The sequence below is a fragment of the Rhodanobacter panaciterrae genome, from assembly GCF_014651895.1.
GTDB lineage: Bacteria > Pseudomonadota > Gammaproteobacteria > Xanthomonadales > Rhodanobacteraceae > Rhodanobacter > Rhodanobacter panaciterrae.
The window spans coordinates 972,673-999,179 of record NZ_BMXT01000001.1 but is presented as its reverse complement, the minus strand read 5'-3'; the positions used below and the strand labels follow the sequence as shown (position 1 = coordinate 999,179).

The 26,507-nt window shown below is 62.7% G+C and carries 33 protein-coding genes; 12 read left to right on the top strand and 21 right to left on the bottom strand.

From position 1 onward, the window contains the following. Nucleotides 1-3: 3 nt before the first annotated feature. The 11 genes from IE071_RS04630 to IE071_RS04580 all read right to left on the bottom strand — a co-directional run bounded on the left by IE071_RS04630 (nucleotide 4) and on the right by IE071_RS04580 (nucleotide 9,838). Nucleotides 4-660: a VIT1/CCC1 transporter family protein gene (locus IE071_RS04630; RefSeq protein WP_229792751.1), complete on the bottom strand. Its 657-nt coding sequence runs from the start codon at nucleotides 658-660 to the stop codon at nucleotides 4-6. A 97-nt stretch (nucleotides 661-757) separates the two neighbouring features. Further along, complete coding sequence (locus IE071_RS04625; RefSeq protein ID WP_189439958.1) at nucleotides 758-1,300, bottom strand: cytochrome b; 543 nt, start codon at nucleotides 1,298-1,300, stop codon at nucleotides 758-760. Nucleotides 1,301-1,422: 122 nt separating this feature from the next. Then, nucleotides 1,423-2,325 (bottom strand): class A beta-lactamase, encoded by a 903-nt coding sequence (gene bla / locus IE071_RS04620; protein ID WP_343226474.1) that lies wholly within the window; start codon nucleotides 2,323-2,325, stop codon nucleotides 1,423-1,425. A gap of 153 nt (nucleotides 2,326-2,478) precedes the next feature. After that, nucleotides 2,479-4,161 carry a hypothetical protein gene (locus IE071_RS04615; protein WP_189439956.1) on the bottom strand — a complete coding sequence of 561 codons (1,683 nt, stop codon included), beginning with the start codon at nucleotides 4,159-4,161 and terminating at the stop codon, nucleotides 2,479-2,481. Nucleotides 4,162-4,470: 309 nt separating this feature from the next. Continuing rightward, nucleotides 4,471-5,175 (bottom strand): glutathione S-transferase N-terminal domain-containing protein, encoded by a 705-nt coding sequence (locus IE071_RS04610; RefSeq protein ID WP_189439955.1) that lies wholly within the window; start codon nucleotides 5,173-5,175, stop codon nucleotides 4,471-4,473. 140 nt (nucleotides 5,176-5,315) lie between these two features. Continuing rightward, nucleotides 5,316-5,984 (bottom strand): CPBP family intramembrane glutamic endopeptidase, encoded by a 669-nt coding sequence (locus IE071_RS04605; protein WP_189439954.1) that lies wholly within the window; start codon nucleotides 5,982-5,984, stop codon nucleotides 5,316-5,318. Nucleotides 5,985-5,988: 4 nt separating this feature from the next. Beyond that, complete coding sequence (locus tag IE071_RS04600) at nucleotides 5,989-6,591, bottom strand: TetR/AcrR family transcriptional regulator (RefSeq protein ID WP_189439953.1); 603 nt, start codon at nucleotides 6,589-6,591, stop codon at nucleotides 5,989-5,991. A gap of 151 nt (nucleotides 6,592-6,742) precedes the next feature. After that, nucleotides 6,743-7,510 carry a bestrophin-like domain gene (locus IE071_RS04595; RefSeq protein WP_189439952.1) on the bottom strand — a complete coding sequence of 256 codons (768 nt, stop codon included), beginning with the start codon at nucleotides 7,508-7,510 and terminating at the stop codon, nucleotides 6,743-6,745. A 133-nt stretch (nucleotides 7,511-7,643) separates the two neighbouring features. Further along, on the bottom strand, nucleotides 7,644-8,321 hold the full coding sequence (locus IE071_RS04590; protein WP_189439951.1) for a GNAT family N-acetyltransferase: 678 nt from the start codon (nucleotides 8,319-8,321) through the stop codon (nucleotides 7,644-7,646). Nucleotides 8,322-8,427: 106 nt separating this feature from the next. Continuing rightward, complete coding sequence (locus IE071_RS04585; protein WP_189439950.1) at nucleotides 8,428-9,597, bottom strand: M23 family metallopeptidase; 1,170 nt, start codon at nucleotides 9,595-9,597, stop codon at nucleotides 8,428-8,430. A 91-nt stretch (nucleotides 9,598-9,688) separates the two neighbouring features. Continuing rightward, the gene (locus IE071_RS04580) at nucleotides 9,689-9,838 is read right to left on the bottom strand and encodes a hypothetical protein (protein WP_189440972.1); all 150 of its coding nucleotides are present in this window, start codon (nucleotides 9,836-9,838) and stop codon (nucleotides 9,689-9,691) included. A 315-nt stretch (nucleotides 9,839-10,153) separates the two neighbouring features. Between IE071_RS04580 and IE071_RS04575 the strand changes: the two genes are divergently transcribed. Together IE071_RS04575 and IE071_RS04570 are read left to right on the top strand one after the other, a co-directional pair. After that, nucleotides 10,154-10,627, top strand: coding sequence for an SRPBCC family protein (locus tag IE071_RS04575; protein WP_189439949.1), 474 nt, complete (start codon nucleotides 10,154-10,156; stop codon nucleotides 10,625-10,627). After that, entirely contained in the window at nucleotides 10,617-10,964 is a 348-nt protein-coding gene (locus IE071_RS04570) for an ArsR/SmtB family transcription factor (RefSeq protein ID WP_189439948.1), read from the top strand. The genes IE071_RS04575 and IE071_RS04570 overlap by 11 nt, the downstream gene beginning before the upstream one ends. A 13-nt stretch (nucleotides 10,965-10,977) precedes the next feature. Here IE071_RS04570 and IE071_RS04565 read toward each other — a convergent pair whose 3' ends face one another. The 4 genes from IE071_RS04565 to IE071_RS04550 all read right to left on the bottom strand — a co-directional run bounded on the left by IE071_RS04565 (nucleotide 10,978) and on the right by IE071_RS04550 (nucleotide 13,367). After that, nucleotides 10,978-11,553, bottom strand: a complete 576-nt coding sequence (locus IE071_RS04565) for a TMEM175 family protein (RefSeq protein ID WP_189439947.1) — start codon at nucleotides 11,551-11,553, stop codon at nucleotides 10,978-10,980. A 73-nt stretch (nucleotides 11,554-11,626) separates the two neighbouring features. Next, nucleotides 11,627-12,100: a YybH family protein gene (locus IE071_RS04560; RefSeq protein ID WP_189439946.1), complete on the bottom strand. Its 474-nt coding sequence runs from the start codon at nucleotides 12,098-12,100 to the stop codon at nucleotides 11,627-11,629. Between the two features lie 119 nt (nucleotides 12,101-12,219). Further along, the gene (locus IE071_RS04555; protein WP_189439945.1) at nucleotides 12,220-12,726 is read right to left on the bottom strand and encodes a hypothetical protein; all 507 of its coding nucleotides are present in this window, start codon (nucleotides 12,724-12,726) and stop codon (nucleotides 12,220-12,222) included. Continuing rightward, the gene (locus tag IE071_RS04550) at nucleotides 12,723-13,367 is read right to left on the bottom strand and encodes an N-acetylmuramidase family protein (RefSeq protein WP_229792750.1); all 645 of its coding nucleotides are present in this window, start codon (nucleotides 13,365-13,367) and stop codon (nucleotides 12,723-12,725) included. Before IE071_RS04550 ends, IE071_RS04555 begins: the two co-directional genes overlap by 4 nt. A 379-nt stretch (nucleotides 13,368-13,746) precedes the next feature. Here IE071_RS04550 and IE071_RS04545 point away from each other — a divergent pair, with 379 nt between their 5' ends. Continuing rightward, a complete protein-coding gene (locus tag IE071_RS04545; protein WP_189439944.1) occupies nucleotides 13,747-14,424 on the top strand; it encodes a hypothetical protein in 678 nt (225 codons plus the stop codon). A 106-nt stretch (nucleotides 14,425-14,530) separates the two neighbouring features. Here IE071_RS04545 and IE071_RS04540 read toward each other — a convergent pair whose 3' ends face one another. From IE071_RS04540 to IE071_RS04525, 4 genes are read right to left on the bottom strand one after another with little or no spacing between them, the layout of a single operon-like run. Then, nucleotides 14,531-15,511, bottom strand: coding sequence for a Dyp-type peroxidase (locus tag IE071_RS04540; RefSeq protein WP_229792749.1), 981 nt, complete (start codon nucleotides 15,509-15,511; stop codon nucleotides 14,531-14,533). 54 nt (nucleotides 15,512-15,565) lie between these two features. Next, entirely contained in the window at nucleotides 15,566-15,862 is a 297-nt protein-coding gene (locus tag IE071_RS04535; protein ID WP_229792748.1) for a hypothetical protein, read from the bottom strand. Nucleotides 15,863-15,910: 48 nt separating this feature from the next. Next, nucleotides 15,911-16,678, bottom strand: a complete 768-nt coding sequence (locus IE071_RS04530) for a DUF899 domain-containing protein (RefSeq protein WP_189439943.1) — start codon at nucleotides 16,676-16,678, stop codon at nucleotides 15,911-15,913. Between the two features lie 21 nt (nucleotides 16,679-16,699). Further along, nucleotides 16,700-17,353 (bottom strand): glutathione S-transferase family protein, encoded by a 654-nt coding sequence (locus IE071_RS04525; RefSeq protein WP_189439942.1) that lies wholly within the window; start codon nucleotides 17,351-17,353, stop codon nucleotides 16,700-16,702. 167 nt (nucleotides 17,354-17,520) lie between these two features. Here IE071_RS04525 and IE071_RS04520 point away from each other — a divergent pair, with 167 nt between their 5' ends. The 8 genes from IE071_RS04520 to IE071_RS04485 all read left to right on the top strand — a co-directional run bounded on the left by IE071_RS04520 (nucleotide 17,521) and on the right by IE071_RS04485 (nucleotide 24,081). Further along, on the top strand, nucleotides 17,521-18,741 hold the full coding sequence (locus IE071_RS04520) for a helix-turn-helix domain-containing protein (RefSeq protein ID WP_189439941.1): 1,221 nt from the start codon (nucleotides 17,521-17,523) through the stop codon (nucleotides 18,739-18,741). A 9-nt stretch (nucleotides 18,742-18,750) separates the two neighbouring features. Then, the gene (locus IE071_RS04515) at nucleotides 18,751-19,404 is read left to right on the top strand and encodes a Vgb family protein (protein WP_189439940.1); all 654 of its coding nucleotides are present in this window, start codon (nucleotides 18,751-18,753) and stop codon (nucleotides 19,402-19,404) included. A gap of 238 nt (nucleotides 19,405-19,642) precedes the next feature. Next, entirely contained in the window at nucleotides 19,643-20,530 is an 888-nt protein-coding gene (locus IE071_RS04510; RefSeq protein WP_189439939.1) for a hypothetical protein, read from the top strand. A gap of 163 nt (nucleotides 20,531-20,693) precedes the next feature. After that, on the top strand, nucleotides 20,694-21,050 hold the full coding sequence (locus IE071_RS04505; protein WP_189439938.1) for a DUF1428 domain-containing protein: 357 nt from the start codon (nucleotides 20,694-20,696) through the stop codon (nucleotides 21,048-21,050). A gap of 72 nt (nucleotides 21,051-21,122) precedes the next feature. Next, nucleotides 21,123-21,569 carry an SRPBCC family protein gene (locus IE071_RS04500; protein WP_189439937.1) on the top strand — a complete coding sequence of 149 codons (447 nt, stop codon included), beginning with the start codon at nucleotides 21,123-21,125 and terminating at the stop codon, nucleotides 21,567-21,569. Between the two features lie 63 nt (nucleotides 21,570-21,632). Further along, nucleotides 21,633-22,850 (top strand): acetyltransferase domain-containing protein, encoded by a 1,218-nt coding sequence (locus tag IE071_RS04495; protein WP_189439936.1) that lies wholly within the window; start codon nucleotides 21,633-21,635, stop codon nucleotides 22,848-22,850. Between the two features lie 249 nt (nucleotides 22,851-23,099). Then, nucleotides 23,100-23,480 (top strand): hypothetical protein, encoded by a 381-nt coding sequence (locus IE071_RS04490; protein ID WP_189439935.1) that lies wholly within the window; start codon nucleotides 23,100-23,102, stop codon nucleotides 23,478-23,480. A gap of 61 nt (nucleotides 23,481-23,541) precedes the next feature. Then, nucleotides 23,542-24,081, top strand: coding sequence for a Spy/CpxP family protein refolding chaperone (locus IE071_RS04485; RefSeq protein ID WP_189439934.1), 540 nt, complete (start codon nucleotides 23,542-23,544; stop codon nucleotides 24,079-24,081). 270 nt (nucleotides 24,082-24,351) lie between these two features. On the opposite strand, the gene IE071_RS04480 is transcribed toward IE071_RS04485, so the two are convergent. Continuing rightward, the gene (locus tag IE071_RS04480) at nucleotides 24,352-25,155 is read right to left on the bottom strand and encodes a hypothetical protein (RefSeq protein ID WP_189439933.1); all 804 of its coding nucleotides are present in this window, start codon (nucleotides 25,153-25,155) and stop codon (nucleotides 24,352-24,354) included. A gap of 98 nt (nucleotides 25,156-25,253) precedes the next feature. Then, complete coding sequence (locus IE071_RS04475; protein ID WP_189439932.1) at nucleotides 25,254-25,721, bottom strand: RDD family protein; 468 nt, start codon at nucleotides 25,719-25,721, stop codon at nucleotides 25,254-25,256. Between the two features lie 296 nt (nucleotides 25,722-26,017). Between IE071_RS04475 and IE071_RS04470 the strand changes: the two genes are divergently transcribed. After that, nucleotides 26,018-26,497, top strand: coding sequence for a VOC family protein (locus IE071_RS04470; RefSeq protein WP_189439931.1), 480 nt, complete (start codon nucleotides 26,018-26,020; stop codon nucleotides 26,495-26,497). Nucleotides 26,498-26,507: the final 10 nt, after the last annotated feature.

The window sequence follows — 26,507 nt, the reverse complement described above, 5'->3', positions numbered from 1 at the left end:
GCGTCAGCCGCTGACGCCGAACAACATGCCGACGCCGGCGGTGATTGCCATCGCCAGCGCGCCCCAGAACGTGATGCGCATGGCACCGACGCCCATCTTCGCGCCGCCGGCCCGTGCCGCCAGCGCGCCGAGCGCAGCGAGAAACACCAGCGACGTGGCGAACACCAGCGGCAACAGCATGGCGGTCGGGGTCAATGCCACCACCAGCAGGGGCAGTGCGGAGCCCATGGCGAAACTCAGCGCGGATGCGCCGGCAGCCTGCAGTGGTTGCGCCCTGAACGCTTCAGTGATGCCGAGCTCATCGCGTGCGTGGGCATCAAGCGCGTCGTGCGCCATCAGCTGCTCGGCCACCTGTCTGGCCAGTGCCGGGTCGAGTCCGCGGCCCACGTAAATCGACGCCAGCTCCTTGTGCTCACCCTCCACATCGGTCTGCAGCTCGTGATGTTCGCGCTCGAGTTCGGCGCGCTCGCTGTCGGCCTGTGAATGCACCGACACGTACTCGCCGGCGGCCATCGACATCGAACCTGCCACCAGCCCGGCGATACCGGCGATCAGGATGTTCTGCCCACTGGCATGCGCGGCCGCCACGCCCAGCACCAGGCTCGCGGTGGAGACGATGCCGTCGTTCGCGCCAAGCACGGCTGCGCGCAACCAGCCCATGCGGCCAGTGCGGTGTCTTTCGGAATGGCGTCGGTGCACGCGGGAGATCTCTGCAAGGGTCACATAGAAATAAAACGGAAATAGTGCCGTGTCGCGTTCAGAGCATCCGCTTCAGCGTGTCGTCACGTCGACCGAAGTGATGCCACAACGCGGCCAGGATATGCAGCCCGATCACGTAGTAGAAGATCGTGCCGATGGTGCCGTGGAGGTCTTCCAGCCGATGCGACAGTGCCCGGTCCGGCAGGCTGACGAACGAAGGCAGCAAGGTCACGCCGAACAGGGTTACCGGTTTGCCGCCGACCTGCAGCGTGATGATGCCGAGGATCGGCTGGATCAGCAGGAACAGGTACAGCGCCACGTGCGTGATCTTGCCCAGCAGCTCGGTCCAGCGCGGTGGCGGCGGCGTGATCGGCGGCCGTCCGTTGCGCAAACGCAGCAGCAACCGTGGCAATACCAGCAGCAGCACCGCCAGTCCCGCGGTGTAATGCGCAGCCAGCACGTTGCCGCGGGTAGCACTGCCCTTGGGAAACTGCTCGAACAGGTTGATGCAGACGTAAGCCAACAGGACCAGTGCAAATATCGTCCAATGCATCCGGCGCACAGAAGCCGCATAGAGCGACGGTGGTTCGATCGATGCCATGAAACATCTCCTGCAGGGGAATCATCAAGAATCGAGGATGCGACTGGCGGCCTGTATGGTGCCAATGCTCACACCAAGCATTGTGTGCGCCTTGGCAGACGATGTGCGGAATGCTTCTCGTCCTAGATCGATGCGGCGATGCGGCCCACCTCGGCCAATACGGCATGGCGTCCGTCGGCCTCAGCCGTCGACCCTGCGTAGTAGGCCGTCACCAGTAGCGGCTTGCGTTGCGGCGGCCAGACGATGGCGATGTCGTTGGTTTCGCGCTTGGCGCCGCTGCCGGTCTTGTCGCCGACTCGCCAGCCGCTCGGCATGCCGGCACGCAACTGCTCGGTACCCGTGCTGGTGGCCTGCAGCCACGTGGCCAGTTGCTCGCGCGACGCCGCGGACAGCGCGTTGCCCAGCAGCAGCGTGTGCAGGTCCGCCAGCATGGAACTGGGCGTGGTGGTGTCACGCAGATCGCCCGGGCTGGCCACGTTGAGCTCGGGCTCGATCCGGTCGAGCCGAGTTACGTCGTCACCGAGGCTGCGCACGTAAGCGGTCACCGCAGCCGGCCCGCCCAAACTGGCCAGCAGCAGATTCGCGGCCGTGTTGTCACTCACCGTGATGGCGGCCTGGCACAGCTCGGCCACCGTCATGCCCGGCGCACCCACGCGATGGCTGGTCATCGGTGCATACGCCAGCAGTGCGTCCCGGCCGAACACGATGCGCCGGCCCAGCTGTTCCACGCCGCGATCGACGCGCGCCAACACTGCAGCCACCGCCAGCAGTTTGAAGGTGCTGCACATCAGAAAGCGTTCGTCGGCTCGATGTCCGATGCGGCGCCCGTTGCCGGTATCAAGAATCGCCACACCCAGACGGCCGCCATGCCGGCGCTCCAGCGCGGCCAGGCGCGTTGTCGCAGCTTCCTCTGCAGCATCCACGGCAAACGCCAGCTTAAACACCAGCGCCGCGGCAACAGCCGCGGCGCCCTTGAGCAGATTTCGACGGTTCATTTCATCACCCTTCGTGCAGAGAAAATGCAACGCCCGAGCTTACGTATCGGTGCGGGCATTCCACGGCATAGTCTGGGGCAATGGCGAGGCAACCGTCCTGGCGCGCTCCTATGCGCACCGTTTTTTGCAGGGGCTGCTGCAGAGTGTCGATGCGATGCATCGACACTCTGCACTCACATGAGCTCAGTGCCAGCCGTCGCGGCGTGCGTCCGAGTCCGGCGTGAACGACACGCCGCGCAGCACTTCAGCGAACTGTGCCGAGCGCAACGTCATGAACTTCTCCTGTGATGCAGCAGCCGCACTGGTGTTCTTCAGGTTGTCGCGGATCGCCACCAGACGATTCGGATCGGCACCGACATCGCCGCCACCGCTGACGGTCGAGGTCACCGCCCAGATCGTGACACGGCCATCTGCATCGACACGGCCGGTGAGGTTGCGCAGGCCGTCGGACGCCGGCGACCACGGCAGGCTGGTGGCCGGGTTGGTGCCGACCGGATAGTCACGCACCGTGTAAGGCTGACCGAGATCCAGACCGGCCTGCAGCGTATAGGCCAGTGTCCAGCTCTTGGTGGTGGCATTGAACACCCACTTCTGCAGACCGGCCGTGGTCTGCGCCGCCGCGTGTGTATACAGGTCGGCACCACCGGCGTAGCCATCGCCTTCATCGGCCACGTACAGCGTGTTCGCATCTGCGAACCAGACTCCGAACGGATAGCTCAGCGTCGTCGCCGTCTTGGCCGGCGTCGACGGGAACCCGGCGAGTATGCACATGTTGCTGGGCAGGCCGCTGCTCTGCAACGTGGCCGCATTGTAGGCAAGCGGCGCGCTCGGCAAGGTTGCACCAGCCGCCGGCACACCGACGCCGTTCGGGCACGCAGTCCCGGTCGTATCGACGAAATACACCGTGTTCACGCCGTTGCTGCCGCTGCCCTTGGTGTAATACAGCACGTTGTTGAACACCGTCATGCCGCGGAAATTGTCGTCCTTGCCGATCTTGTCGGCCTTCTTGCCCAACTCGGTGACCGAGAAGCTGGCTACCGGCGTGCTGGCGCCCGGCTGCTGCTGCACCTCCGGCAACGGTGCCCGCGTGATGAACTGCGCACCTGCACCAAGAATCACGCCGTCCGGCTGCGGATTGCTGCCGTTGCCGGCATTGCCGCTGGTGTAGAACACGTTGGCGCCGTGGCGATCGTCCAGGATCGCCGCACGGCCGTTGTTGCCGCTGTACGCATTGGTTTCCGTGAAGCTGAAATGACCCTCGCGATTGACGGTGGCCACGGCACGGTAGAAATTCTGCCCATCCGGATTGGTCGGATCGACGGCACCGGGCGTGTTCGAATTCGACACGTCGAGCGCATTGACCGGCGCCACATAGCCCATGAAGGTCAGGTGCTTGCGGTCCAATGAAAGATTCAGCGCGATCTCGGATTTCGAGCTGAAGCTGGTGACCAGCTCGCCCGCCATGGCTGTCGGCAACTGGCTGTTCGGTACTTCCAGCGAATTGACCAGCGCACCGTTTGGCGTGATCTGGTCGAGATAGATGCGCGCGGTGATACCGAAGCTGCCGTCATAGAGATCGTTGTTGAACACGTACGGGTACGTGCCGTCGTACGGTGCACCGGTCGATGCACTGCAGCCGCCGGTGGTGGCTGCGCAATTCACCGGCAGGATCATGCCGACCTGCACGTTGCTGGCCTTGTTGTCGTAGACGCTGCGGCTCACGACCAGGTTGCCCGGCCAGAAATGAAAGTCGCGGCCGTGCGAAGAATCACCGGCATAAGCGGAGGCACAGGCTGCGAGGGCGGTAAGCGTCAGGACCGTCGCCATATGCCGACGGCTTGAACGACGGGACAGGGTCTTCATCATCGTGATCTCCAGAGTGGGTACGAACACAGGGAATACGTACGCAAAGCGGATTCACGGTATTGGGTGGAGGTGACGGGCTATTGACAGCCATTCGCAACAACGTGCGGCGACAAGGGCCGTGCTCGCACGAACCTTCACAGCAGCGCGAGTGACCGCCGGATTTCAACGAAAGGATGATGGCGCTGTTCCTGCCGAGTCGTTGCCAGCGATCTGCCTCGTACAAGAGTCGACGGCAGATCGCTTGAAAGAACCCGAGACACTCATGCACGGGAGTGTCTCGGGCCTCTTTATTCGGTCAGTTCGATCGAACTAGCTTCGGCCGGGAATTTCCAGGCCGCGCTTTACCGCAGGCCGAGCCAATCCACGTTCGAGCCATGCAGAGACGTTCCTGAAGCTGTCGAACTCGACCAGCTCGCGCGCTTCGTAGAACGTGATGAGGTTGTTGACCCAGCCGAGTGTGGCGATGTCGGCGATGGAGTAGTCGTCACCCATGATCCAGTCGCGGCCATCCAGCCGGGTATCGAGCACGCCAAGCAGCCGCTTCGATTCGGCGACATAGCGTTGCAGCGGCCGCTTGTCCTCGTATGTCTTGCCGGCGAACTTGTTGAAGAAACCGACCTGGCCGAACATCGGACCGATCGAGGCCATCTGAAAAAACACCCACTGGATGGTTTCCCAGCGTCGTGCCGGATCGGCCGGAATGAACTTGCCGGTCTTGTCCGCCAGATACAGCAGGATCGCGCCCGATTCGAACAGGCCCAGCGGCTGGCCGCCGGGACCATCTGGATCGATGATCGCGGGAATCTTGCCGTTCGGGTTGAGCGACAGGAACTCCGGTGTGTGGCTCTCGTCTTTCATGATGTCGACGAGATGCGGCTCGTACGGCAGTCCGGCCTCCTCCAGCATGATCGACACCTTCACCCCGTTCGGCGTGTTCAGCGAATACAGCTGGATGCGGTCCGGATGCTGCGCCGGCCAGCGCGTCGCGATCGGGAAGTTGGAGAGGTCGGGCATGGCTTGCTCCTGCTGATGAGGTGACAAGCGAATCAGATTGAGCTGTTACCTGGCAAGATCAAGTGAACCATACCGATCTGCTGCTCTATCGACTGTCTGGCCCGGCGCGCCGGCGTCACCGCGCGATCATGGCGGCCGGCTTATCCCAGTAGAAAGCCGACAGCATCGACCATGAAGTGCGCCAGCATGTTGGCCCACAGGTTGCGGCGCCACAGGTAGAGCAGCGTGAGCAACGCACCGGCCGCACCCGCGACCAGCAGATGGTGCCAACCCCAGTAACTGAGGTGCTCAAGCGTGAAGACGGCCCAGGTGAATATGCCCGCCACGCTGCGGCTGCCGGTCAGTTCCTGTACCCGTTCGAGCGCATAACCGCGAAACAGGATTTCTTCGGATACCGCTGCACGCACGACCGAAATGAATTTCAGCCAGAACGGCACCGCCGTCAGGGTCTGCAGCTGTTGCGTCTCGTCCCAGTGCAGCGCCGGGAACACGACGAGATACATCACCCCCAGCACGGCAACCATCAGGATGCCAGTCGCCAGCGCCGCGAGGATGTCCTTGCCACTCGGCTTCCGCAGTCCGATGGAGGTCAGCGGACGACGCTCGATCAGCACGACATACAGCAGGATCGCCGCGACCAGACCCCAGTAGACCAGCTCATTGGCCGCCATATGACCGACGCTGGCAAACGCGTGATCCCACGTTCCAAACGGCAGGCTGATGCCGCCGAGTGCCAGCAGCAATCCTCCGATGCCGAGCAGCCACGGCTTCCTCTGCCGGCTCATCATTTGTGCAGCAGTCGTCGACATGAAATCAGCCTCGCCTCGTACTCGATGCTTTCGCGGTTTTCTTCTTGGAAGCCGGGCGTGCTGCGCGAGCCTCGTCGACCAGCTGGATGAATTGCAGGACAGCCTGGGTGGTCCGTTTCCTGTCGCCGGTGCTCATCAACTCCAGAAACAGTCCGTCGAACACCGCACCCAGCAAGGTAACCATGGCCGGAGTCCGTTCCGCTTCCGGCAGCGCCGTCGCGATCAGCTCCGACCAGTTCGAGGCATTGCGCTGCAGGTATGACCCGTAGACGGCGGGATTCTGCACGGCGAGGATCTGCAGCTCGTAGAGCAGCTTGAAGTACGGATAGTTTTCGTCCGTGATCGCCCAGTCCCAGAACATTTTCAGCGGTCGCTCCGACTGCCCTGCCCGCCGCTCGACCAGGCTGCCAAAGGACTGCCGCAGACGCGTCTGCATGCTGTCCAGTACTTCGGTCAGCAGGCCTTCCTTTGATTCGAAGTGATAGATGAGCAGGCGTGCGCTGGTGCCCAGCGCATCGGCCAACGGCCTCAGCGAGAGATCCGACAGGCCATGTTCGAGCAGGTAGTCGACGAGCTCGTCGGTGAGGATTTCTTTTCGTGTCTGCATGTAACGAACGTTACATGTAACGTTCGTTACATGTCAAGCCGACCTGAAACAGATCACAGGCCGGATCACCCGGCCAGGGCGATACCTTGCTGCCCGACACCATGGACCGGCGCAGCAAAGCATTCGACCCCACATGCAACGCAGAGAGTTTTTACCTTGGCGTCATGCCCTGCAGCGTCTCGATGAGCAGCTGATCGGCGGCATCCACCCGAACCAGGCCCTGACGCGGGTACTCGAGATCACGGATGACGAATACCGTCACCGTCAGCGCCACCGCAAACACCATCACCTGCAGCCAGGGCACCCGCTCGCCCTCCGCCATGCCATAACCGGCCAGCAGGGCCGACATCAGCGCAAGCAGAAAAAGCATCAGGTCGATCACGGCCGGCGGATGGTCGCGCGTGGCCGCCAGTCGCGTGGTGGTGATATCGAACATCTCGTTGAGCGCAGACGCCATCAGGCTCAACGTGGCGGTATTGCCCGAGGCCTGTGCCGCCGTGGTGGCCTGCGTCCAGATCTGCTGCTGCGTGGCCATGCTGTCGACCCACGCCTTGGCCGCAGCCGCGGAGCCCGGCGTGGCCTGATAAGTGTCCAGCCGCTGCTGCACGTACCGGCGCATCGCCTCGCGCAACGGCAGCTGCGCTGCCGGCGGCAACAGGTCGATGCGCAGGTAGGCCGTGCCGATGGCATTGACCTCCTGCGTAATCAACTCTCGCCGATGTTCGAACCGACCCGCTGCCCCGGAAAACGAAAACGCCAGCAGCAGTCCCAGCAAACCGAACACCGCTCCGCTCAGCGTGTTGGCATCGCCTTTGACGCCGTAGCGCCTACCCAGAACAAAGCCGGCCTGCACGCAGATCAGCAGACCCAGCAGCAGGGCAATGGAGTACAGCCAGGGGTCGACAAGAGGTTGGGACATGATGGCCTGCGTAGTCATGGCAACGTGGTGTAGGTTGCATGATCAGACCACATCTTCGGGCGGCGGGCGATGACACCCCGCGGCGACGCCGATGGATTCTCTCCGCCCACCCAATGTTTGCGTGAGGACAAATCTACGTCCGGCTCAGCGACCAGAACTCGATGTCACGGCGGAGCCGATAACCGGCCTGTTCGTACAGCAGCTTCGCGCGCTGGTTCTGGTGGCTCACGTGCAGGAAGGGTATGCGGCCGCGTTCGAGATTGTCGTTCGACAGCAGCGCCAGCAGGCGGCGGGCGTAGCCGCGACCGTTGAAGTCCGGATGCGTGCAGACGGCGCTGATTTCCTGGTACGCGTCCATGCCCAGACGCTCGCCGATGATCGCCGCCAGTCGGCCGCCCTGATAGATCCCGAAGTAGCGGCCCAGCTCCATCGTGCGCGGGCGGAAATAATGCGGATACACCAGCGCGGTCAGCGCCAGCACATCGGCGCGATGCGCCTCGGACAACTCGATCACTTCCGGCCCGTCGATCACCGGGATCGGTGCCGTGCAGATCATCTGCGCCAATGGGCCATATGCCTCAACACGCCACTCATTTGGCAACGTCGGCGCCACGCCGAGCATGTAGACGGATTCACCCGGATCGATCAGCGACGCGACTGCCTCGGCCACATCCGCCTGCGCGCTCACCACGCCCAGGAACGGCGCGAACTCCGCCGGATAACGCACCGCATCGCCATGGCTGCGCGCCAGTGCGCGATGCCGGCTGCGCAGTGACGACCAGAAGGGATTGTCGAGTTCGGTAGCGGTCATCTCGCAATGCTGTCCGATCAGATGCTGGCGGAAAAGTTTGCCATGGACAGAAAGGCAACGGTTGTCCCGACTTTTCTCTGAGCCGCTTCAGCCCCCTGCAGTCATCTCAGCGAGGCGCCGGAAATTCGATCACCACATCGTTCAACGGCAACTGCGCCTGATGCTGCCGGGGAGTCGCAGACTTCCACGGCTCGCCCTGACCGAACAACTGCGGCTCGGTTTCCGGTCCGAGCAGATCGAAGTGGTCAAAGGCGAACGGCAAGCCTTCCGAACCTTCGAACGTGGCCGCGCTGGAAAGCTGGAAGTGCAGATGCGGAGCGGCAGAATTGCCGGACTGGCCCAGGCGTCCCAGCAACTGTCCACGACGAACACGCTCGCCCGCGCGCACCTTCACGCTGCCGCGCTGCAGGTGCGCATAACTGGCGTACACACCTGGCTTGAGCTCCAGCACGACGTAGTTGCCGAACAGGCCATGTGCGGTCAGTGATTCGGGTTCTGACTGCGGGCTGAGCGGCGGGTGTTCCACCTGTCCATCGCGCATGTCGCGTACCACGGCATCGGCCACCGCGAGCACGTCCGCGCCGTAACCGATCCAGTCCGCATGGCGCGTCTTGCCGATATCCTTCACGCCCGCACGCATCGCGTGACCCTGCGGATCAACGCCCACCAGGTCCAGCGCATAACGCTGCGGAATGGTCACCTGCCCGTTCACCGCCACCAGGCTGCCCCAGTGATGCGAATGCGCGTTGCCAGGTCCCTCGTGCGCCAGCCAGAGTCCACCGCGCAACGGCGGCCCGATCAGCATGGGCGCCTCAGTGTTCACCGGCACGCGCACGCCATCGAGCAACTCGGTCGTGTGCTTCGCGGTGGCAAATGCGATTCGGTGACGCAAGGTATGTGGCACTGCGCTCCCTGCCGGCAGCGTCAGCCAGACATAGATCACCACGCGCTTGCCTGCTTCGATCGTCACTGGCGCATGTTCGGCCGGTGCGGGCCGGCTCATCGCCGCCAGATCAATGGCGCTGAAGCCGGCCAGTGGCGTGCCGCTATCGCCCGCGTAGACGTCCAGACCCTGCGGCATCAGCGGACCGGTGTCGCCGTAGATGCTGGTGAGATGCAGCTCATAAGCAAGATGCATCAGCTCATCACTGCCGACAAATGCGGCCGGAGCAAACGGTACGCGTGCCTCCACCGGTGCCAGTGCCTGCTGTGCGGTGGCCAGCGAAGTCCAGCAGAACAACATTGAAAACAGCCAGCAGGCCGGGTTTCTATCCATCGACACATTGATCTCCTGGCACGGGCGAAAACGGTGACAGTCAGCGTAATTCAACGCGAACTCCGAAACGACTGCTGGAGGTTTCACCGAATCAGCTGGCCGAGCTTGTCGCCACACGGGCATGGCCAGCTGCCACGCTGGGCACGCTCGCGTGCGAAGTGAGCATGGCGCCCAGGACCAGCACGCAGACCAGCAGGCAGGCACCGAAAAGGCTCTGCAACATCAGGGACTCGAATTTCATGGTGGCTCTCCTTGGTTGTGGTGACATGAAGCTTTCGAGAAGTAGATGGCAAGCGCCGTGCCAACCGCACAAAACCCGGCAAACCGCGTTGCTAAGCCATTTCTTTCGATGCTCCCAAGGAAGAGCGGCTGTCCGCGGACGATCGCGTTGTTGTCCGGACACGTGTACGGGCAGCAAAAAACGATGGCGGCAGCCAGTCAAGCTGTACCGCGCCAGGATCTTTTTCAATCAGGTCACGCCTCGGCAAAAAGCAACCTACAGGTTGCATTAATCCTCTGCATGGGCGCATGCTCATATGCAACCAGGAGGTGGCATATGAGCGATCGCATCGAGAAACGCATTGAACTGAAGGCACCCGTGTCGCGGGTTTGGCGCGCGCTGACCGACTACCGTGAATTCGGCGCATGGTTCCGGGTAAACATGAGTGGGCCCTTCGAGCCGGGCAAGGAAGCGATCGGCCAGATAACCCATCCGGGCTACGAGCACGTCACCTGGCGCGCCGTCGTGCAGAAGATGGAGCCGGAACGGCTGTTTTCCTTCACCTGGCATCCTTACGCGATCGAGCCGGATGTCGATTACTCGACCGAGCCGCAGACCCTGATCGAGCTCCGCCTTGAGCCCAAGGGAGAATGCACCGTACTGACCCTGATCGAATCGGGCTTCGACAGTATCCCGGCTCATCGCCGCGCCGAGGCGTTCCGCATGAACGACAACGGCTGGGCGCAGCAGATGGAGAACATTCGCCGTCATGTCGATGCAGGCTCCGGTGAAACCGCTCATGGCCGCTAACGCCCAGACCCGGATCGCCCGTCGATCCGCCGAAGCGGCGACCGTGTTCGCCGCGTTGGGGGATCCGACGCGGCTGGCGCTGGTGGCGAGACTTTGCGACGGGTCGCGTCGCTCGATCGCTCAATTGAGCGAGGGTCACTCGCTGACCCGACAAGCCATCAGCAAACACCTGCGCGTGCTCGAAGGCGCCCGGGTCGTGCGCAGCGAGCGCGCAGGCCGGGAAAGCCTGTTCGTGCTGAATCCGCAGCCGATCGAAGACATCCGCAGCTACATCGAGCTGGTGTCCAGCCAGTGGGACACGGCGCTGTCGCGGCTCAAGGCGCTCGTGGAGAAATAAACACGCCGCGCTATCATTCCTGGACGACGCTTTCGATGCGCCGGTCGGGGATCAGCCACAGCAACGCCGTCAGTGCATAGACCAGCTGCGCGGCCCACGGCTGCCAGAACGTCAGGGCGATTCCCGCGAGATAGAGCGCCGGCGAGAGCTTGCCCTTCCAGTCGGAGCCGATCGCGCGCCGTAGTGCCGAGTCGGAACCATCGGCCGCGACCAGCGCCTGCTGCAGCACCCAATAAGCCACGGCAGCCATCAGCAGCACCGCGCCATACACCGCCGTCGGTGCGGCAGCGACGTGGTTCTCGCCCATCCATGCCGTGGTGAAAGGGAACAGCGACAGCCAGAACAACAGGTGCAGGTTCGCCCACAACGCAGCCCCGCTCACCTTGTGGCTGATCAAGAGCATGTGGTGGTGGTTGTTCCAGTAGATACCGACGTAACCGAAGCTCAACACGTAGCTGAGCAGCACCGGCGTCAGTGGCAGCAGGGCAGCGAGCGAATGCCCCTCCGGCACCTTCAGCTCCAGCACCATGATGGTGATGATGATGGCGATCACGCCATCGCTGAACGCTTCAAGCCTGCTCTTGCCCATGCCACACCCCACGTCGACAGCCATTGCTCCGGCAAGTGAACATCCTTGCATGCGGGCGTTGATGGAGAAAGCGTCAACTGCTGTGATCGAGAATAATCTTCCAGCCTTCGGCCGTCTTCTCCCACAGCAGCGAGAACACGCCGTCGTCCTGGGCGGCTTCGCCGTGAGCCGTGCGATCGAGATGGAAGCGACCAGTCACGGCCGCGTAGCGCACTTCGCCATGTGCATCCGGAAGCAGACGCACGTCGAAGTCGGAGAACGTGAGTCGGCCCATCTGCGCCTTGTTGGCGTAGTGCTTGCGATAGCTTTCAAGAATCGTCTGATAACCCTTGCGCACACCGGTGCCGACGAAGGTGGTGTCGGGCGCATCCTTGTAACCGTGCATGAAGCTCACGACATCGCCACGGTTCCACACCGCCTGCTGCTGATCCATCACCTGCCGGATCGCGGTGGCGTCACTGGCGGCCGCCATGGCCGAACCGACGTTGCCAAGGCCGGCCAGCGCCAGCAGGGTTCCGAGCAGGAGGAAAAACCGTCGTCCAGTCATGGCGTGCTCCGTTGCGATGCGAGATAGCTGCGGGAAGGGGGTTAAAGCGAGTTGACTCCTTTGCTCCCATCGTTCCGGGTTCGCGATGATGAAAGCCGCCCCCGGAACACCAAACTTCGTCAGGGGCAGTGGCCGCCGTTGAGTGCACTGTCCGGGTCGCAACGCAGGCTCTTGCCTAGCGGCGCCATCGCTCCCTGGATCGAGCCGGCACAGCGGATTTCCGCTGCCTTGCCGTCCGTGGTGGTGACCTGCACACCTGCCGTACGGCGGCCTTGCTCGGTGTAGTCGAACAAAGTGTAGTCGGCGTCACCACGACTGAAACCGATCTCGGTGCGCTCGGCCTGGTAACGGCTGTAATGCGCGAAGGCGAACAACCGTGCACCCTGCGCAGCGTCGTCCGGGAACTTCAATTCCATCTGTCCGGGCCTGCCGTAGCGGTACTGCAGCGCGGACGGCAACGCACCGCAAAGGCTGATTGTCCTGCGCCGGGCGGTCTGGCAGCTGAAATACGTGGTCTGCGACGTTTCGCATAGCGAGCCGGTAGCCGGCTGTGCCGGATACGCGCAGGACGACACCAGCGAGAGCAGCAACAAACCGGTCCAGCTGCGGTGAGTGCGATAAGTCACTTCCCGTTCCCCTTGGCAAACTTGTCGTAGGCGTTCTTCAGTTTGGTGTCGTAGTCGTTCTTTTTGTAGCCCTTGCCGTTGTACGCCCTGGCAAAGGCGGCCCATTCCTTCTGCTGCAGTGCCTTGTTCAACGCCTTGTTGGCCGAGACGAAACTGGCGAAGGCCCGCAGGTGCGCCGCCTCGGTGCGGCTCAGTGCCAGCACGAACTCCTGCACCGAAGCGAAACCCGCATCCCGGTAGTTGTTGCCCATGATCTGAAAACGTCCCCACGACGCCGACTCCAGCGCGGCCACGGCATCGAGCAGATAGGCTTTCTCAAGCTTGCCGTACTGCGCGGAAAACTTGCCGTAGCCGCCAGCCAGGCTGTTGGATATATCCGGATGACGCTTGTCGTAACGACCATGGGTGAGGCGGTGAAAGTAGTGCCGCTCGAACAAGATGCGCGGACGTCCGTAGTCGTCGAAGGCCGCCCCCGATGTTTCGACCTCGGCCACCGACTTGATCGCAGCCACTTCCGCACCCAGCTGAGTGGCTGCAACGGCATAGTCCTGCTCGCTGATACCGCGCTGCGGACCGAGACACATGCGGAACAGGAACGACACGTCCGGTGCCGGCCCGAACGGGCTTCCGACCGGACACATGCTGGGCAATCCAGTCGTCGACAGCTGCCCTCCCGTCGGCAGCAGCAATTGCGAAGTCGCCAGTGGCGCACCATACACACACGCTGCAGGCAGGCCCGTAAACAGCATGGACAGACCGCTGCCGCCCTGAGGAACCTGTTCGCCCCACAAGGTCGGACCAGGAATACGGAAGTTCGCCATTGCGGCCACCCTCTCGTTTGCGTGCGTAAGGCCCCACCATCACCAAAGCGGCGGATGCGCTGCACAGACTACAACACAGTCGATCGCTCGCGCCTACCATCCGGACCTGTGGCATCAACCTCATATAGCTTGGGAGAATCCAGCATCAGGATGACCGACAGCTCACTCGGTTGACTTAACAGGGGAATCGCATTTGGAAATGCCCACCGTCAGCTCGCGCGTCGTCGCCGAGATTTATCGCGGCATCGAATTTCCGGGCGACTGGATCGACAAGCCCGATGTCCTGAACCTCGGCATGGCCCGCAACCTGCTGGTGTCGGAGGCGGCGCTGTTCGATGACAATCTCAAGCCCATCGCGGTGTGCTGGCGTGTCGACGGTCGCGAAGAGCGGTTCGTGCATGCCCAATCGAGCGATCCGGATGGCAGTTCGCTGCTGGACCAGCTGCACCGTGACCTGAGCGACGAGAGCCTGCACCTGGGTCCAGCCGACCTGCTGGCGACCATGCTCTGGGCGCCCGACGAACTTCGGTCCGACCAGGGTCAGCCGGTTCACCAGATCGTTTTCGCACAGGGGCGACCTGGTTACAACTCCTCGATGACCGGCTGGAACATCCCTGCGCGCACGTTGGTCGCCAAGGCTGGCGATCTTTTGTTCATGACACGCCGTGCGGATGATGGCCTGGTTTTTCCCATGCCCACCGACCTCGAGGAAATGCATCGGAAACTGGGATCGGGAGATCAGAAAATACTGATCGTCATGCCCGGCGGCGTTGCTATCACGACCGACACTCAGATCGGTCGGAAGATGGCGTTGCTGTTCGGCGGCCTCATCGTGCTCGGGGCACTGATCAGCGCATTTCTGCTTCGCCAAGGCTGAGGCAAGCAGTCAAAAACCTGTTTGCGCCAGACGGCTCGGAGACATGATTGCCGAGGAGAAGGTCCAGAGACATGGCCAGCGATGGAAAAGTCTCTGGCACTTCCCCCTAAACATTGTCCAGAAACGTCGCGGACGGCACAAAAAACAGCGTGCCGGTGACGGCTTTGCTGAAGTCCAGCAGGCGGTCGTAGTTGCCCGGCGGGTTGCCGACAAACATGTTGACGAGCATCTGCTCGGTCCGGCCCGGGGATCGCGCGTAACCGATGAAGTAAGTACCGAACTCGCCCTTGCTGACGTCGCCGAATGGCATGTTGTCGCGCACGATCTGCAGCTGCTCGCCATCCTTCTCGATATTGGTCAGCACGTTGTGCGCGTAGGGAGCCTTCGCGGCATCGGCTTGTTCGATATCCGAGAGTTTCGCCCTGCCGACGATGTTTTCCTGTTGCTCGACCGGCACCGCATTCCATGCCTTCAGATCGTGCAGGTACTTCTGCACGATGACGTAGCTTCCGCCGGCAAAACTGGGATCTTCGTCGCCGATGATCGCCGCGTCGATGGCGGCCTGGTCCATCGGATTCTCGGTACCGTCGACAAAGCCGAGCAGATCGCGCTCGTCGAAATACTTGAAGCCATGCACCTCGTCTGCCGTTGCGACGGCGTCGCCGAGGCGGGACACGATCTGGGTCGCCAGCTCGAAGCACAGGTCCATGCGCATGGCGCGGATATGGAAGAGCATGTCTCCCGGCGTGGAGACGGCGTGGTGCTGTCCCTTGATCTCGCGGAACGGGTGCAGATCGCTGGGCCTGGGCTGCCCGAAAAGCCGATCCCACGCATCGGACCCAAAACCCATGACGCAGGACAGGCGACCGTCGGGGTCGCGGAAACCTATCCCGCGTAACAGCGACGCCATGTCACCGCAAAGCGCTCGCACCGCCTCTTCGTGGTGAGGTTCGGGATTCAACGTCACTACGAGAAAAATGGCGGCGCTCGTAAGCTTGGCGACAACCGGTTGCGGAATGACGGAAGACACGATCCACCCCCTGTGATTTATTTCTCCCAGTATGCCTCCGGCCTGACGAAGTTCCAAAACAAGCTGGCATCTGATCTTCCCGGCGTCTTTTTATGCTGTGGCCAACACCGATCAGGATCGGCGAATACCGCGTCGGCGGCAGACGATCCACTTCAGCCAGGGTCCCACATGGAAGACACTCATCAGCACATACATCAGGGTCATGCCGCTCAACGGCGACGCACTGTGCGCGGCTGAGCAAAGCATGTCCATCGGGCCGCCTGCATCGATACCGCTCAGCAACGCCATGAGGGCAAACGTCGGCGCAGCCGCGAGGCCAAGCCGGTTGGCTGCGCGGAGAGATGCCGCATTATCGCTTCCATGATCGATGGCAGCGCAGATACCTGCGTCGGTATGAGCGTCGCTCACGTCATCTCTCCTGTCATGAAGCACCGTGCGTTGCCAGCAAGACATGGTTCAGCGCTGATCGTACTTGTCGTGGTGCCGCCACCAGACACCGTTCTCGTTGCGCCCACTGGGGGCGCGATCGAGCCACTGATACATGCCCCAAAGGCCGTCCAGTCCGCGCGCATAGGCGGAATACGTGTGGTAGACGACGCCATCCTCCAGCACGAACGCGCTCATGCCTGGCATCTCGCGCAGGTATGTGGCCACGCCCGTCTCCGTCATGGCTGCCATCTGCCCGACGAAGCCATCCGCTCCGGCTTTCACGGCCGGCCTCACGTCCATCGGCTGGTAGTTGTAATCCACCGGGCCATGGCGCAGTTGCTCCTCGGTGAATGCGACGTTGAAGTCGAAGTTGAACTCTCCATCGGGCGCTGACGCCCAAGGGAACGTCCAGTCCATCCGCTGCTTGAACGCTTGCAGCTTCGCAAGCGGCGCCCGCGACACCGCCGTAAAGGCCACGTCATGGTTTTCCAGGTGGACGACGGAGCCGTTGAAGCCATCGGCGATCGACGAGCACGACGGACATCCAGCCTTGTAGTCAGGCCCGAACATGAAGTGATAGACCAGCAGCTGCGAGCGCCCCTTGAAGAGATCTGCCAGCGACGCGTTGCCTGCTTCGGTCTCGAACCGGTAATCCTTGTCGACGCGCACCCACGGCAGCGCCTGCCGCTGCCGCGCCAGCTCGTCGCCGCGCCGGGTGAACTCTTTCTCCGCCTGGAGCAGCTCGAGTCGCGCTGCCAGCCATTCTTCACGTGTTCCGGTCTTGTCGTTGATCATCGCTGCTCTCCTTCTCGAATCTCAGGCTGCAATCGGTGCGTTGCGTGCGTAGCCAGTCGCCTGGTTGCGCAAGGCAGCCTGGAAGGCCGGCCGCGCCTCGCAACGTTTGACGTAGGCTTCGAGCCGCGGGAATCCGGCCACCAAATCCGTATGCCTGATGAACCTCAGCGCGGTGGTCATCAGAATGTCCGCCGCCGTAAAACGATCAAGCAGGTAGTCGCGACCGTCGAGGCATTCGGACAGCGCGGCCAATCGAGCCTTCACTTCGTCGACAGCGCCAGCACGCCGCAGCTTTGCCCATTCTTCGCCCTGGTGCAGCACGTCCAACACGAAAAGATTCCAGACTGGCGGCTCGACGGTATTGAGCGCGGCGAACATCCAGGTGAGCGCTTCGGCACGCAGGCCGACAGGCATGAGCGTTTCGCACTGTTCGGCAATGGCGTAGACGATGGCACCCGATTCGATCAAGGTCCCGTCACTGGATTCGAGTACAGGCACCAGTCCGAAAGGATGCTTGTGCCGATAGGCATCGGAGTTTCGCTCCTCGAGGCCGATCCACCGGCTTTCATAGGCAAGCCCTGCCTCTTCGAGTGCCCAGCGTACGCGCAGATCACGTACCAGTCCCTGGGCAAAAGGCGGCACCCAGCTGAAGCCCCATACAGCGATCTTTTCCATCTCGTTTCTCCTCATAGTCACGTGCTGTCGATGCCGGTTGTCGCCGGCGTCCTGGTTGGTGAGCGTGAGATAGACTGCGACCGGGCCATCGAAGGGTGGGAGTGACAAGTGTGGCGCGATTGAAATGGGCGTGATTCAACAAGGCTCGCTGACATGAACTCACTCCAATGGACTCCCTGATCACGGCCGCGGCGCGTGCGCTCGCGGCGGGTGACCCGCTCGGCGCGTTGAAGCGGGTCGCCTTGCGCGACGATGCGCCGGCGCTCGCACTGCGCGGCATCGCGATGGCCCAGCTCGGTGATTTCGCACTGGCGAAGACGCTGCTGCGTCGCGCCGCACGCGCCTTCGGTCCGCACGAAACCATGGCCCGCGCACGCTGCGCCGTCGCCGAAGCCGAGATTGCACTCGTCTCGCGTGACCTCGGCGAGCCTACGAAGGCGCTCGATGCCGCGCGGGCCACGCTGGAAGCACACGGCGATCGCGCGAACGCCGCGTATGCGCGTTACCTCCAGGCCCGCCGCCTGCTGTTGATCGGACGTCTCGACGACGCCGAGCGCACACTCACCGAACTCGACACGACTGCGTTGCCGTTCGCGTCGCGAGCCTCAAGCGAGCTGGTCGTCGCGGGCATCGCGATCCGTCGCCTGCGCACGACGGAAGCACGCGCCGCCCTGGTTCGCGCCGAACAGGCGGCGCGCCAAGCCGGTATTCCAGTGCTGATGGCGGAAGTCCAAAGCGCCTTCCGCGTGCTGGAACTGCCCGCCGCGCGCCTGATCGCCCGCGGCGATGAACGACTCCTGCAGCTTGACGAGGTCGAGGCATGGCTGGCCTCCACCGCACTCGTCGTGGACGCGTGCCGCTACGTGGTGCGCGATGCACGTTCGATGATCTCGCTGGAGCGGCGCCCCGTATTGTTCACGCTGGCACGGACCTTGGCCGAAGCGTGGCCCGGCGATGTGCCGAGAGCCACGCTGATCGCCCAAGCCTTCCGCACAAAGCACGCCGACGAGTCCCATCGCGCGCGCTTGCGGGTCGAAGTCGGGCGCCTGCGCACCCTGCTTCGCACGGTGGCCGACATCAGCGCGACCAAGCACGGCTTCACGCTGGCGCCGCGCCACGCGAGCGAGGTCGCCGTGCTGGCACGGCCCGTCGACGACGCGCATGCGGCGGTGCTGGCCCTGCTCGCCGACGGCGAAGCGTGGTCGAGCTCGGCGCTGGCGCTGGCGCTCGGTACCAGCCAGCGCAGTGTGCAGCGCGCACTCGATGCGTTGGTGGCGGCACACAAGGTGGACTCGTTCGGTCGCGGACGGGCGCGGCGCTGGATGACCCCGTCCGTGCCGGGATTCCCGACAAGCTTGTTACTCCCGGCGCCCTTCCCCGGCGATTAGGATGGATACATGAAACGATCAAACGCGGAAATCATCAGCGAGTACGGTCCCTTCCCAGGTGTCGACAGCGTGGGCGGCGTCACCTACGACGGCGAGCGCGTCTGGTTTGCCGCCGGCGACATGCTGGCCGCGTTCGATCCAGCGAACGGGGAAAAAGCGCCGCGCACGATCGATATCGCCGCGCATGCGGGTACGGCCTTCGACGGGCGCCATCTGTTCCAGATCGCGGAGAACCGCATCCAGAAGATCGACCCGACGACCGGCCGCGTGCTTGCCACCATCCCGGCGCCGGGCGCTGGTGGCGACTCCGGACTCGCGTGGGCCGAGGGCTCGCTCTGGGTCGGCCAATACCGCGAGCGCAAGATCCATCAGGTCGATCCTGAAACAGGGGCGATTCTTCGCACCATCGCGAGCGACCGTTTCGTCACCGGCGTCACCTGGGTCGACGGCGAGTTGTGGCACGCCACTTGGGAAGGCGACGAAAGCGATGTACGACACATCGACCCCGCAACCGGCGAAGTGCTCGAGAGCCTGCAGATGCCAGCCGGTATGGGGGTATCGGGACTCGAGTCCGATGGCGGCGACCGCTTCTTCTGCGGCGGCGGGCGCAGCGGCAAGATCACCGCCATCCGCCGGCCCAAAACCCGGGCCAGCTCACGCTGACTGCTTTGCTTCATACCGGACACCGTCAGGGCAGCAGCAGGGATGCCCCGCTCCCGCCAGCCTGCGGCTACACTGGATTTCCCGACGGTGTGGGGATCACGCAATGCGTTACGCATGGATCATTTTCGGAACCACGCTTGCCACCCATCTGCTGGCAAGCTCGTTCGCCATCGCCCATACCACGTCACCGCAAACGGGACCGCAGCCTGACGCCACTTCAGCCACAAAGGCGTGGCGAATGGGCGCCGTCGAATCACTCGCCGTGCTGCACGATGCCGACGCCCTGACTACCGCTGCCGCGCTTGCGCAGAGCCTGCCGGGTGACGCAGGCCAATCGCTAGGTCTGCTGGATCGCGCCGCGGCCATCGCGCCCCAGGCCGCGGATATTGGCCTGCTGGATGTCATCCAGTGCCACACGCAACCCGGATGCGACGCGCTTAGCCGTGAGGCTCGTGTGCGTGGTATCGACCCGCACAATGGCGATGTGTGGATGGCTGCGTTGCATGACGCCACCTCCCATGCGGATCAGGCACGCATCGATGAGGCACTGTCGAACATGGCACACTCCACCCATTTCAATTTTTACTTTGCGTCCCTCGGACGACGCTTCATTACCGGGTTGAAACGCGTCCCCACACCACCGAGCGATCCGACGCACCACGCCGACACGACCGACGCACAACGACAAATGCTGGCGATGAGCATGGTCGCCGCGATGGCCATACCGGCATTCCAGGATGTGACGCATGCCTGCCAGCCTGGTTCGGCGGCCAACGATGCCCGTCGCAAGACTTGCCGTGATATCGCGACCTCGATGGAGCGTGGCGACAGCCTGATTGCGAACATGATCGGCCTGCGCCTGCAAGAATGGACCGCACGCGATGCCGTCGACCACGCCGATGCCGTGGCGCAGCGTCGCCGTCTGCAGTGGCGCATGAATCAGCTGGGTGCGCTCGCGGGAACCCCCGCGTTGCCGCCAACGAAACAGATCGCCACCATGCTGGCGCATGAGCGCGAGATCGACGGCATCGACACGATGCTCACCGACGCTGGCAAGCCGCTCGACCCACCGACTGGCTGGCAGCCGCCACAACCGCAAGGCGCACACCCTCCGTCCAGCCCGTGAACCCGAGCACCATGGCTGACACGCGCCATCGCACTCGAGACAAGCTGCCGCGTCTGCTACACGCGTGACCCAGGGCTGTCGACCGCCATGTCGATCCTGCACACACTCGTTCGTCGCATGAAAGAAGGTGGCCATACCGGACACCAACGCTGAGGAAACGACCATGTCCTATATCGATGGTTTCGTGATCGCCGTACCCAACGCCAACCGCGAGCAGTTCATTGCGCACGCCAGGACCTTTGACGCGATTTTCATGGAGTTCGGCGCCACGCGGGTGGTGGAGTGCTGGGGCGACGATGTGCCTGAAGGCAAGCTCACCGATTTCCGCCGCGCCGTGCAGGCGAAGCAGGACGAATCCGTGGTGTTCTCCTGGATCGAGTGGCCCGACAAGGCCACCCGCAATGCCGGCATGGAAAAATTCATGAAAGATCCACGCATGGCCGACGCCAGCGACATGCCGTTCGACGGCAAGCGGATGATCTTCGGCGGCTTCACACCGGTGCTCAGCCTGCCGGCGTAGCGATGGCAAGCGGCTCCAGGCTACCCGCTCGCCCCGCAAGACCAGGGCCGATCCTCTGCGATGGAAACCCTCATGGCTACCAACACCCTCCGTCTCCACCGCGTGCTGCACGCTCCACCCGAGCGGGTCTACCGCGCTTTCCTCGACGCTGACGCGATCGCCAAGTGGCTGCCGCCGAATGGCTTCACCTGCAAGGTGCACCAGCTCGACGCACGGGTTGGCGGCACCCATCGAATGTCGTTCACCAACTTCTCCACCGGCAACGGTCACAGCTTCGGCGGCACCTACCGCGAGCTCGTGCCGGGCGAACGCATCCAGTACACGGATCGCTTCGAAGACACCAACCTGCCCGGCGAGATGATCACCACCATCACCTTCCGCGCCGTCTCCTGCGGCACCGAATTGCAAGTCGTGCAGGAGGGCCTGCCCGAGATGATTCCGATCGAGATGTGCTACCTGGGCTGGCAGGAGTCGCTGGTGCTGCTGGGCAAGCTGGTGGAGCCGGAAATTCCGGACTGACCGTCACGACGGCAACCGGCCTGCGCATGACGCTTGGCCGGCCGCCCCTGGGGAGCGAACGACATGGATACCGCCACACCCTCTCCTGCCGTTCGCGCGGCAACTGGTGACGTGTCGCCCTCCCGCGTCCGCATCGAATCGATCGACTTGCTCCGCGGCATCATCATCGTGATCATGGCGCTTGATCACGTGCACGACTTCTTCGGCGCGCTCGATGCCAGCCCGACCAACCTCGCCACCACCACGGCGGGACTGTTCTTCACCCGCTGGATCACCCACTTCTGCGCGCCGGTGTTCTTCCTGCTCACCGGCACCGGCGCCTGCCTGACGCTGCAGCGCATGTCCAAGGGCGAGCTGTCGCGCTTTCTGCTCACGCGCGGGCTGTGGCTGATCGTGCTGGAAGTGGTGGTGATGCGCTTTGCGCTGCAGTTCAACGTCGACTACCAGATCACCCTGCTCACTGTGCTGTGGGCGCTGGGCTGGGCGATGATCGTGCTGGCCGGACTGATCTATGTGCCCACGAGCGCGCTGATCGCGCTGGGTGTGGTGATGGTTGCCGGTCACAACCTGCTGGACGACGTCCAGGCCGACGCATTCGGCCCGTTCGCGCCGCTGTGGTCGGTGCTGCACGCGCCCGGCTTCGTCCACACCGGAGCGCATGCGGTGTTCGTCGCCTATCCGCTGCTGCCCTGGCTTGGCGTCACCGCGCTGGGCTACGCGCTCGGGCACAGCTACGGATGGAGCGCGGAGCGCCGCCGCACGCTGCTGCTCCGGCTCGGCCTGGGCCTCAGCCTCGGCTTCGTGCTGCTGCGCCTGCTCAACATGTATGGCGATCCGCAGCCGTGGTCGGTGCAGCACTCGCCGTTGTGGACGCTGCTGTCCTTCCTCAACACCCAGAAGTACCCGCCCTCGCTGCTGTTCCTGCTGATGACGCTGGGACCCGCGCTGCCCTTGCTGTGCGCCTTCGACGCAAACACGCCACGGCTGCTGCGCCCGGCGCTGGTCTACGGCAAGGTGCCGTTGTTCTTCTATGTCCTGCACTTTTACCTGATCCATCTGCTGGCGGTCGCCGCCTGCTACCTGCGCTACGGCGATGTCAGCGGCATGTTCCGCTCGCCGGACCTGGGCCATTTTCCGTTCACCGCACCGCCCGGATGGGACGTCGGCCTGCCGGCGATCTACCTGCTGTGGGCATGCGTGGTGCTGGCCCTGTACCCGCTCTGCCGCTGGTACGTCGGCCTGAAGCGGCGGCGCAAGAACTGGTGGCTCAGCTATCTCTGACTCCCGTACCCGCTGGCGCAGGGGCTGATCTGACCCTGTCAATTGACGGCATGAACCGATCCCTACTTGTACTGGCCGGTGAAGTCCCCGTACACATGATTCGGCATAGACTCGACCGTCGGCGATCGGAATGACATGCCAGACGTTGATGTCATTGCCTACTGTCGCCGCGTCGATTCATGTCCTCGCAGGCATTCGATGCTGGCCGATGCATGCGACAACCGCGACATCAGTGTGGAGGTTATGTCCATGACTCACAGCTCTCGCACCCACTTGTACCGCCAGGTCGCCACAGCCATCCTCGCCGTTGCCGTAACCGTCTCCGCCCTGCCTGCACAGGCGCAACAGTATCAACGGCGTGATGGGTATCGCGGACGACCGGCTCCCCAGTATCAATATCGCGGGCACGATTACCGCGGGCACGACAACGGCAGCGGCAACCTGATCGCAGGTGCCTTGCTGGGACTGGTCGCGGGTGCGGTGATCATGAATTCGGCACAGCGGCCGCCACCCGCCGTGGTTTACACGGACGCGCCGCCGCCACCACCACCGGGCGTCGTCTATTACAACAACGACGACAACAACAATCAGCCACCACCGCCCGACCCGAATGAGCCGTATCAAGATTGAATGGCACGACATGTCCACCCAAGCCTCGTCGACCCGAACCTCTGAATCGGAGCATCCATCCATGAACAATGTCATTCGTAATATTGCTGTGCCCGCCTTGTTGACGCTCGCCATGTGCTCCACCGCAGCGTGGGCACAACAGGCCACTACCGCCCCTGCCACCGCTTCCCCGAGTGCCGCATCTGCGACACATCACGCGCAAAAACGTGCGGATGCCGTGGAGGAGCGCATCAGCGATATGCACACCCAGTTGAAGATCACCGATCAGCAATCCAAACAGTGGGACGCTTTCGCACAGACCATGCGCGACAATGCAAAGAAGGCCGCCGACGCCTTTCACGAACGTGCCCAGAAGCTTCCGACGATGAATGCCGACGAAGCCATGAAGTCCTATGCGGCGCTAACCCAGCTTCACGCGGAAAACATGCAGAAACTGTCTGCCGCCATGAGCGACCTGTACGCCGTGCTGTCGCCCGATCAGAAACAGACCGCGGACACGATGTATCGGAATGACCACCCGAAGTCGCACAAGACCATGCACAAACAAAAGTCCGGTACACCAGCAAACGCCACTCCAGCCGCCACACCCGTTTCCGGCTAGACAGATGGAAAGGGGCTCAAGGACTGAGGTTTTCCCACGTATTCATGCAGACACCCGCATCTGAGCGGATGTCGCCGGGAACAATGATTTCAGCCGCCGGATGCGCGTCGCAACGGCCAGGTTTGGATCGGCGCCTCGCGTCCGAGGTGCCGGTTCGAATAGAGCCGGCGCCTGGATCGTGTAGGAAGTCGGTGGACAACTGGGGCAACTCAAGCTGGCCCCTCAAGTTCGCTTAGCAGTCCCCACATCACCGTGGCTGGACACCACCGCTCAACGGTCGGTCGGAGGCAGCTCCGGCGGAACGCTTTGCGCACTGGCAGCCTGGCTGAAACTCTTCCTCCGCATCAGAAACCAGATGGCACCGAGAGGCAGAGATATCGAAAGCGTCCATGCACCATAAAGAGGTGCAAACGCGCCCGCGCCGAACAACTGGAAGGACAGCGGCATGAAACCCCACTGTCCCGTGGTCCAGTTGACTGCAAACTTGCCGATGCCGAACAAGATGAAGACGATCCATAGCCATTTTCGCTTCGGAATCCGGGCCCGCGCACACAAGACGAGTGCGTAAAGGCTGAAGAGTGGAATCAGAATGGTTCCGGCAAGCACGGCGTACTGCAGCAGGCTCTTTCCGGCAAGCTTGAACTTGTTGAGATTCTCCAGTGAGTCGGAAAGGCGATTGACATTGAAACCAATGATCGTGGAAACGCCACCCTTCTTCTGAATCGCAACATTCGCCAGCAGCCACTTGTCCGAAAACTGATATTCGAACGTGATGTTGCTCTTGTAGATATCGGGGCCTTTGAACGTGTTCGCTCCGACTACCTTCACCGAAGTGGGATCCTGCGCTGGAATCAGCCCCGCCATTTCAACCAGCGCATCGTGAAGGTTCGGCACCTTTATTTCAGGATCGATAGCTTGCTCGATCTGCTCGAACTTATGCTCCCGCAACAGATCGATGTAACTCTTCGCAGTCTGCTCGTCCCCGGATGGGGTCATCGCCTTCAACAGGCTTGACTGGTCACAACCGGCAATCGCCCCGAGAAGCAAGACCACCACAAAAATGAAGTAACGCATTGATGCTCCCTTGTGAGCTGTGGACCGGCCTGATGGCGTGCGATCCCGATTCGCTTTAAGTGGCCTGCCCCAGCCATCGGACGCTCGCTTGCGAAAACCTAGCCCTTTGGAACGAGCACAACCTGTGTCTTGGGAATGGAATCGTGCCAACCCTCACCCTCCTCACCGAAGAAGGAAAAGGCTTCGAACGGTATGAATCGGCACAGTGTGCGACCCACAATCTGGCCGAAACTCGGCTTGTCGCCTCCCTGGCTGACAACAATTGTCCCGAGCACAAGCTTTCCAGGAGTGCGCGCCCATATGCCTTCGAAGAAGCAGTAATAACCAAGCAACAGAATCAACCCCAGAACAATATTCGGAATCTTCTTCAGTGCCTCGAGGCCAGCCGAGCCGAACAGCAAACCCACAACCACACCGAATAGCATCGACAAGAGCAAGAAACAGATGTAGTCGATCAACCATGTACCGAAGCGACGCCATTTGCCGGCCACTTCACGTCGCTGGTTGACGACCGTTTCAGTCAAAGCACTGTCAGGCACGGAATAAGGATTGAATTTGGCAGTCACTACGTTCCCCCTTTTGTGGATATAAAGCCTCAACAGAACGCAAGGCATCCTGCCGTCAAGCATGCCCGCGCAATCACGTAGCCGTTTGATGGCCCCTGTTCTGTACTCCCCCGGCCATCTTTATAGCACCGAAAGTGGGGCTCGAAATCAGGTGATCCGAAACAATGGCCAGAGTCGACTTTCCGGAAGATGAATATCCAGAAAAGTGCATACCGACCGCGTGTCGATCTGCGCGCCCGTCGTTCGTCGAAGAGAATGAAGGGCACTCTCCCCCGCCCTGAACCAGGAGAACCCGCATGATCAGCAAGAACACGATCTGCCTTTGGTATGACGGCACTGCGCTGGATGCCGCGATGTTCTACGCCAAGACGTTTCCGGATAGCCGCGTGGGCGCGGTCCATCGTGCGCCGGGGGACTATCCCGCCGGCAAGCAGGGCGATGTGCTGACGGTCGAGTTCAGTGTCATGGGCATCCCGTGCCTGGGATTGAACGGCGGCCCTGGGGTTCCGCACACCGATGCGTTCTCGTTCCAGGTGGCCACCGACGACCAGGTCGAAACCGACCGTCTGTGGAACGCGATCATCGACAACGGTGGCCACGCCAGCGCCTGCGGCTGGTGCAAGGACAGGTGGGGGCTGTCGTGGCAGATCACCCCGCGCGTCCTGACCGCCGCATTTACCGACCCCGATCCCGCCGTGGCCAAGCGCGCGTTCGACGCCATGATGACGATGTCGAAAATCGACATCGCCGCGATCGAGGCCGCTCGGCGCGGTTGACGACGGCAAC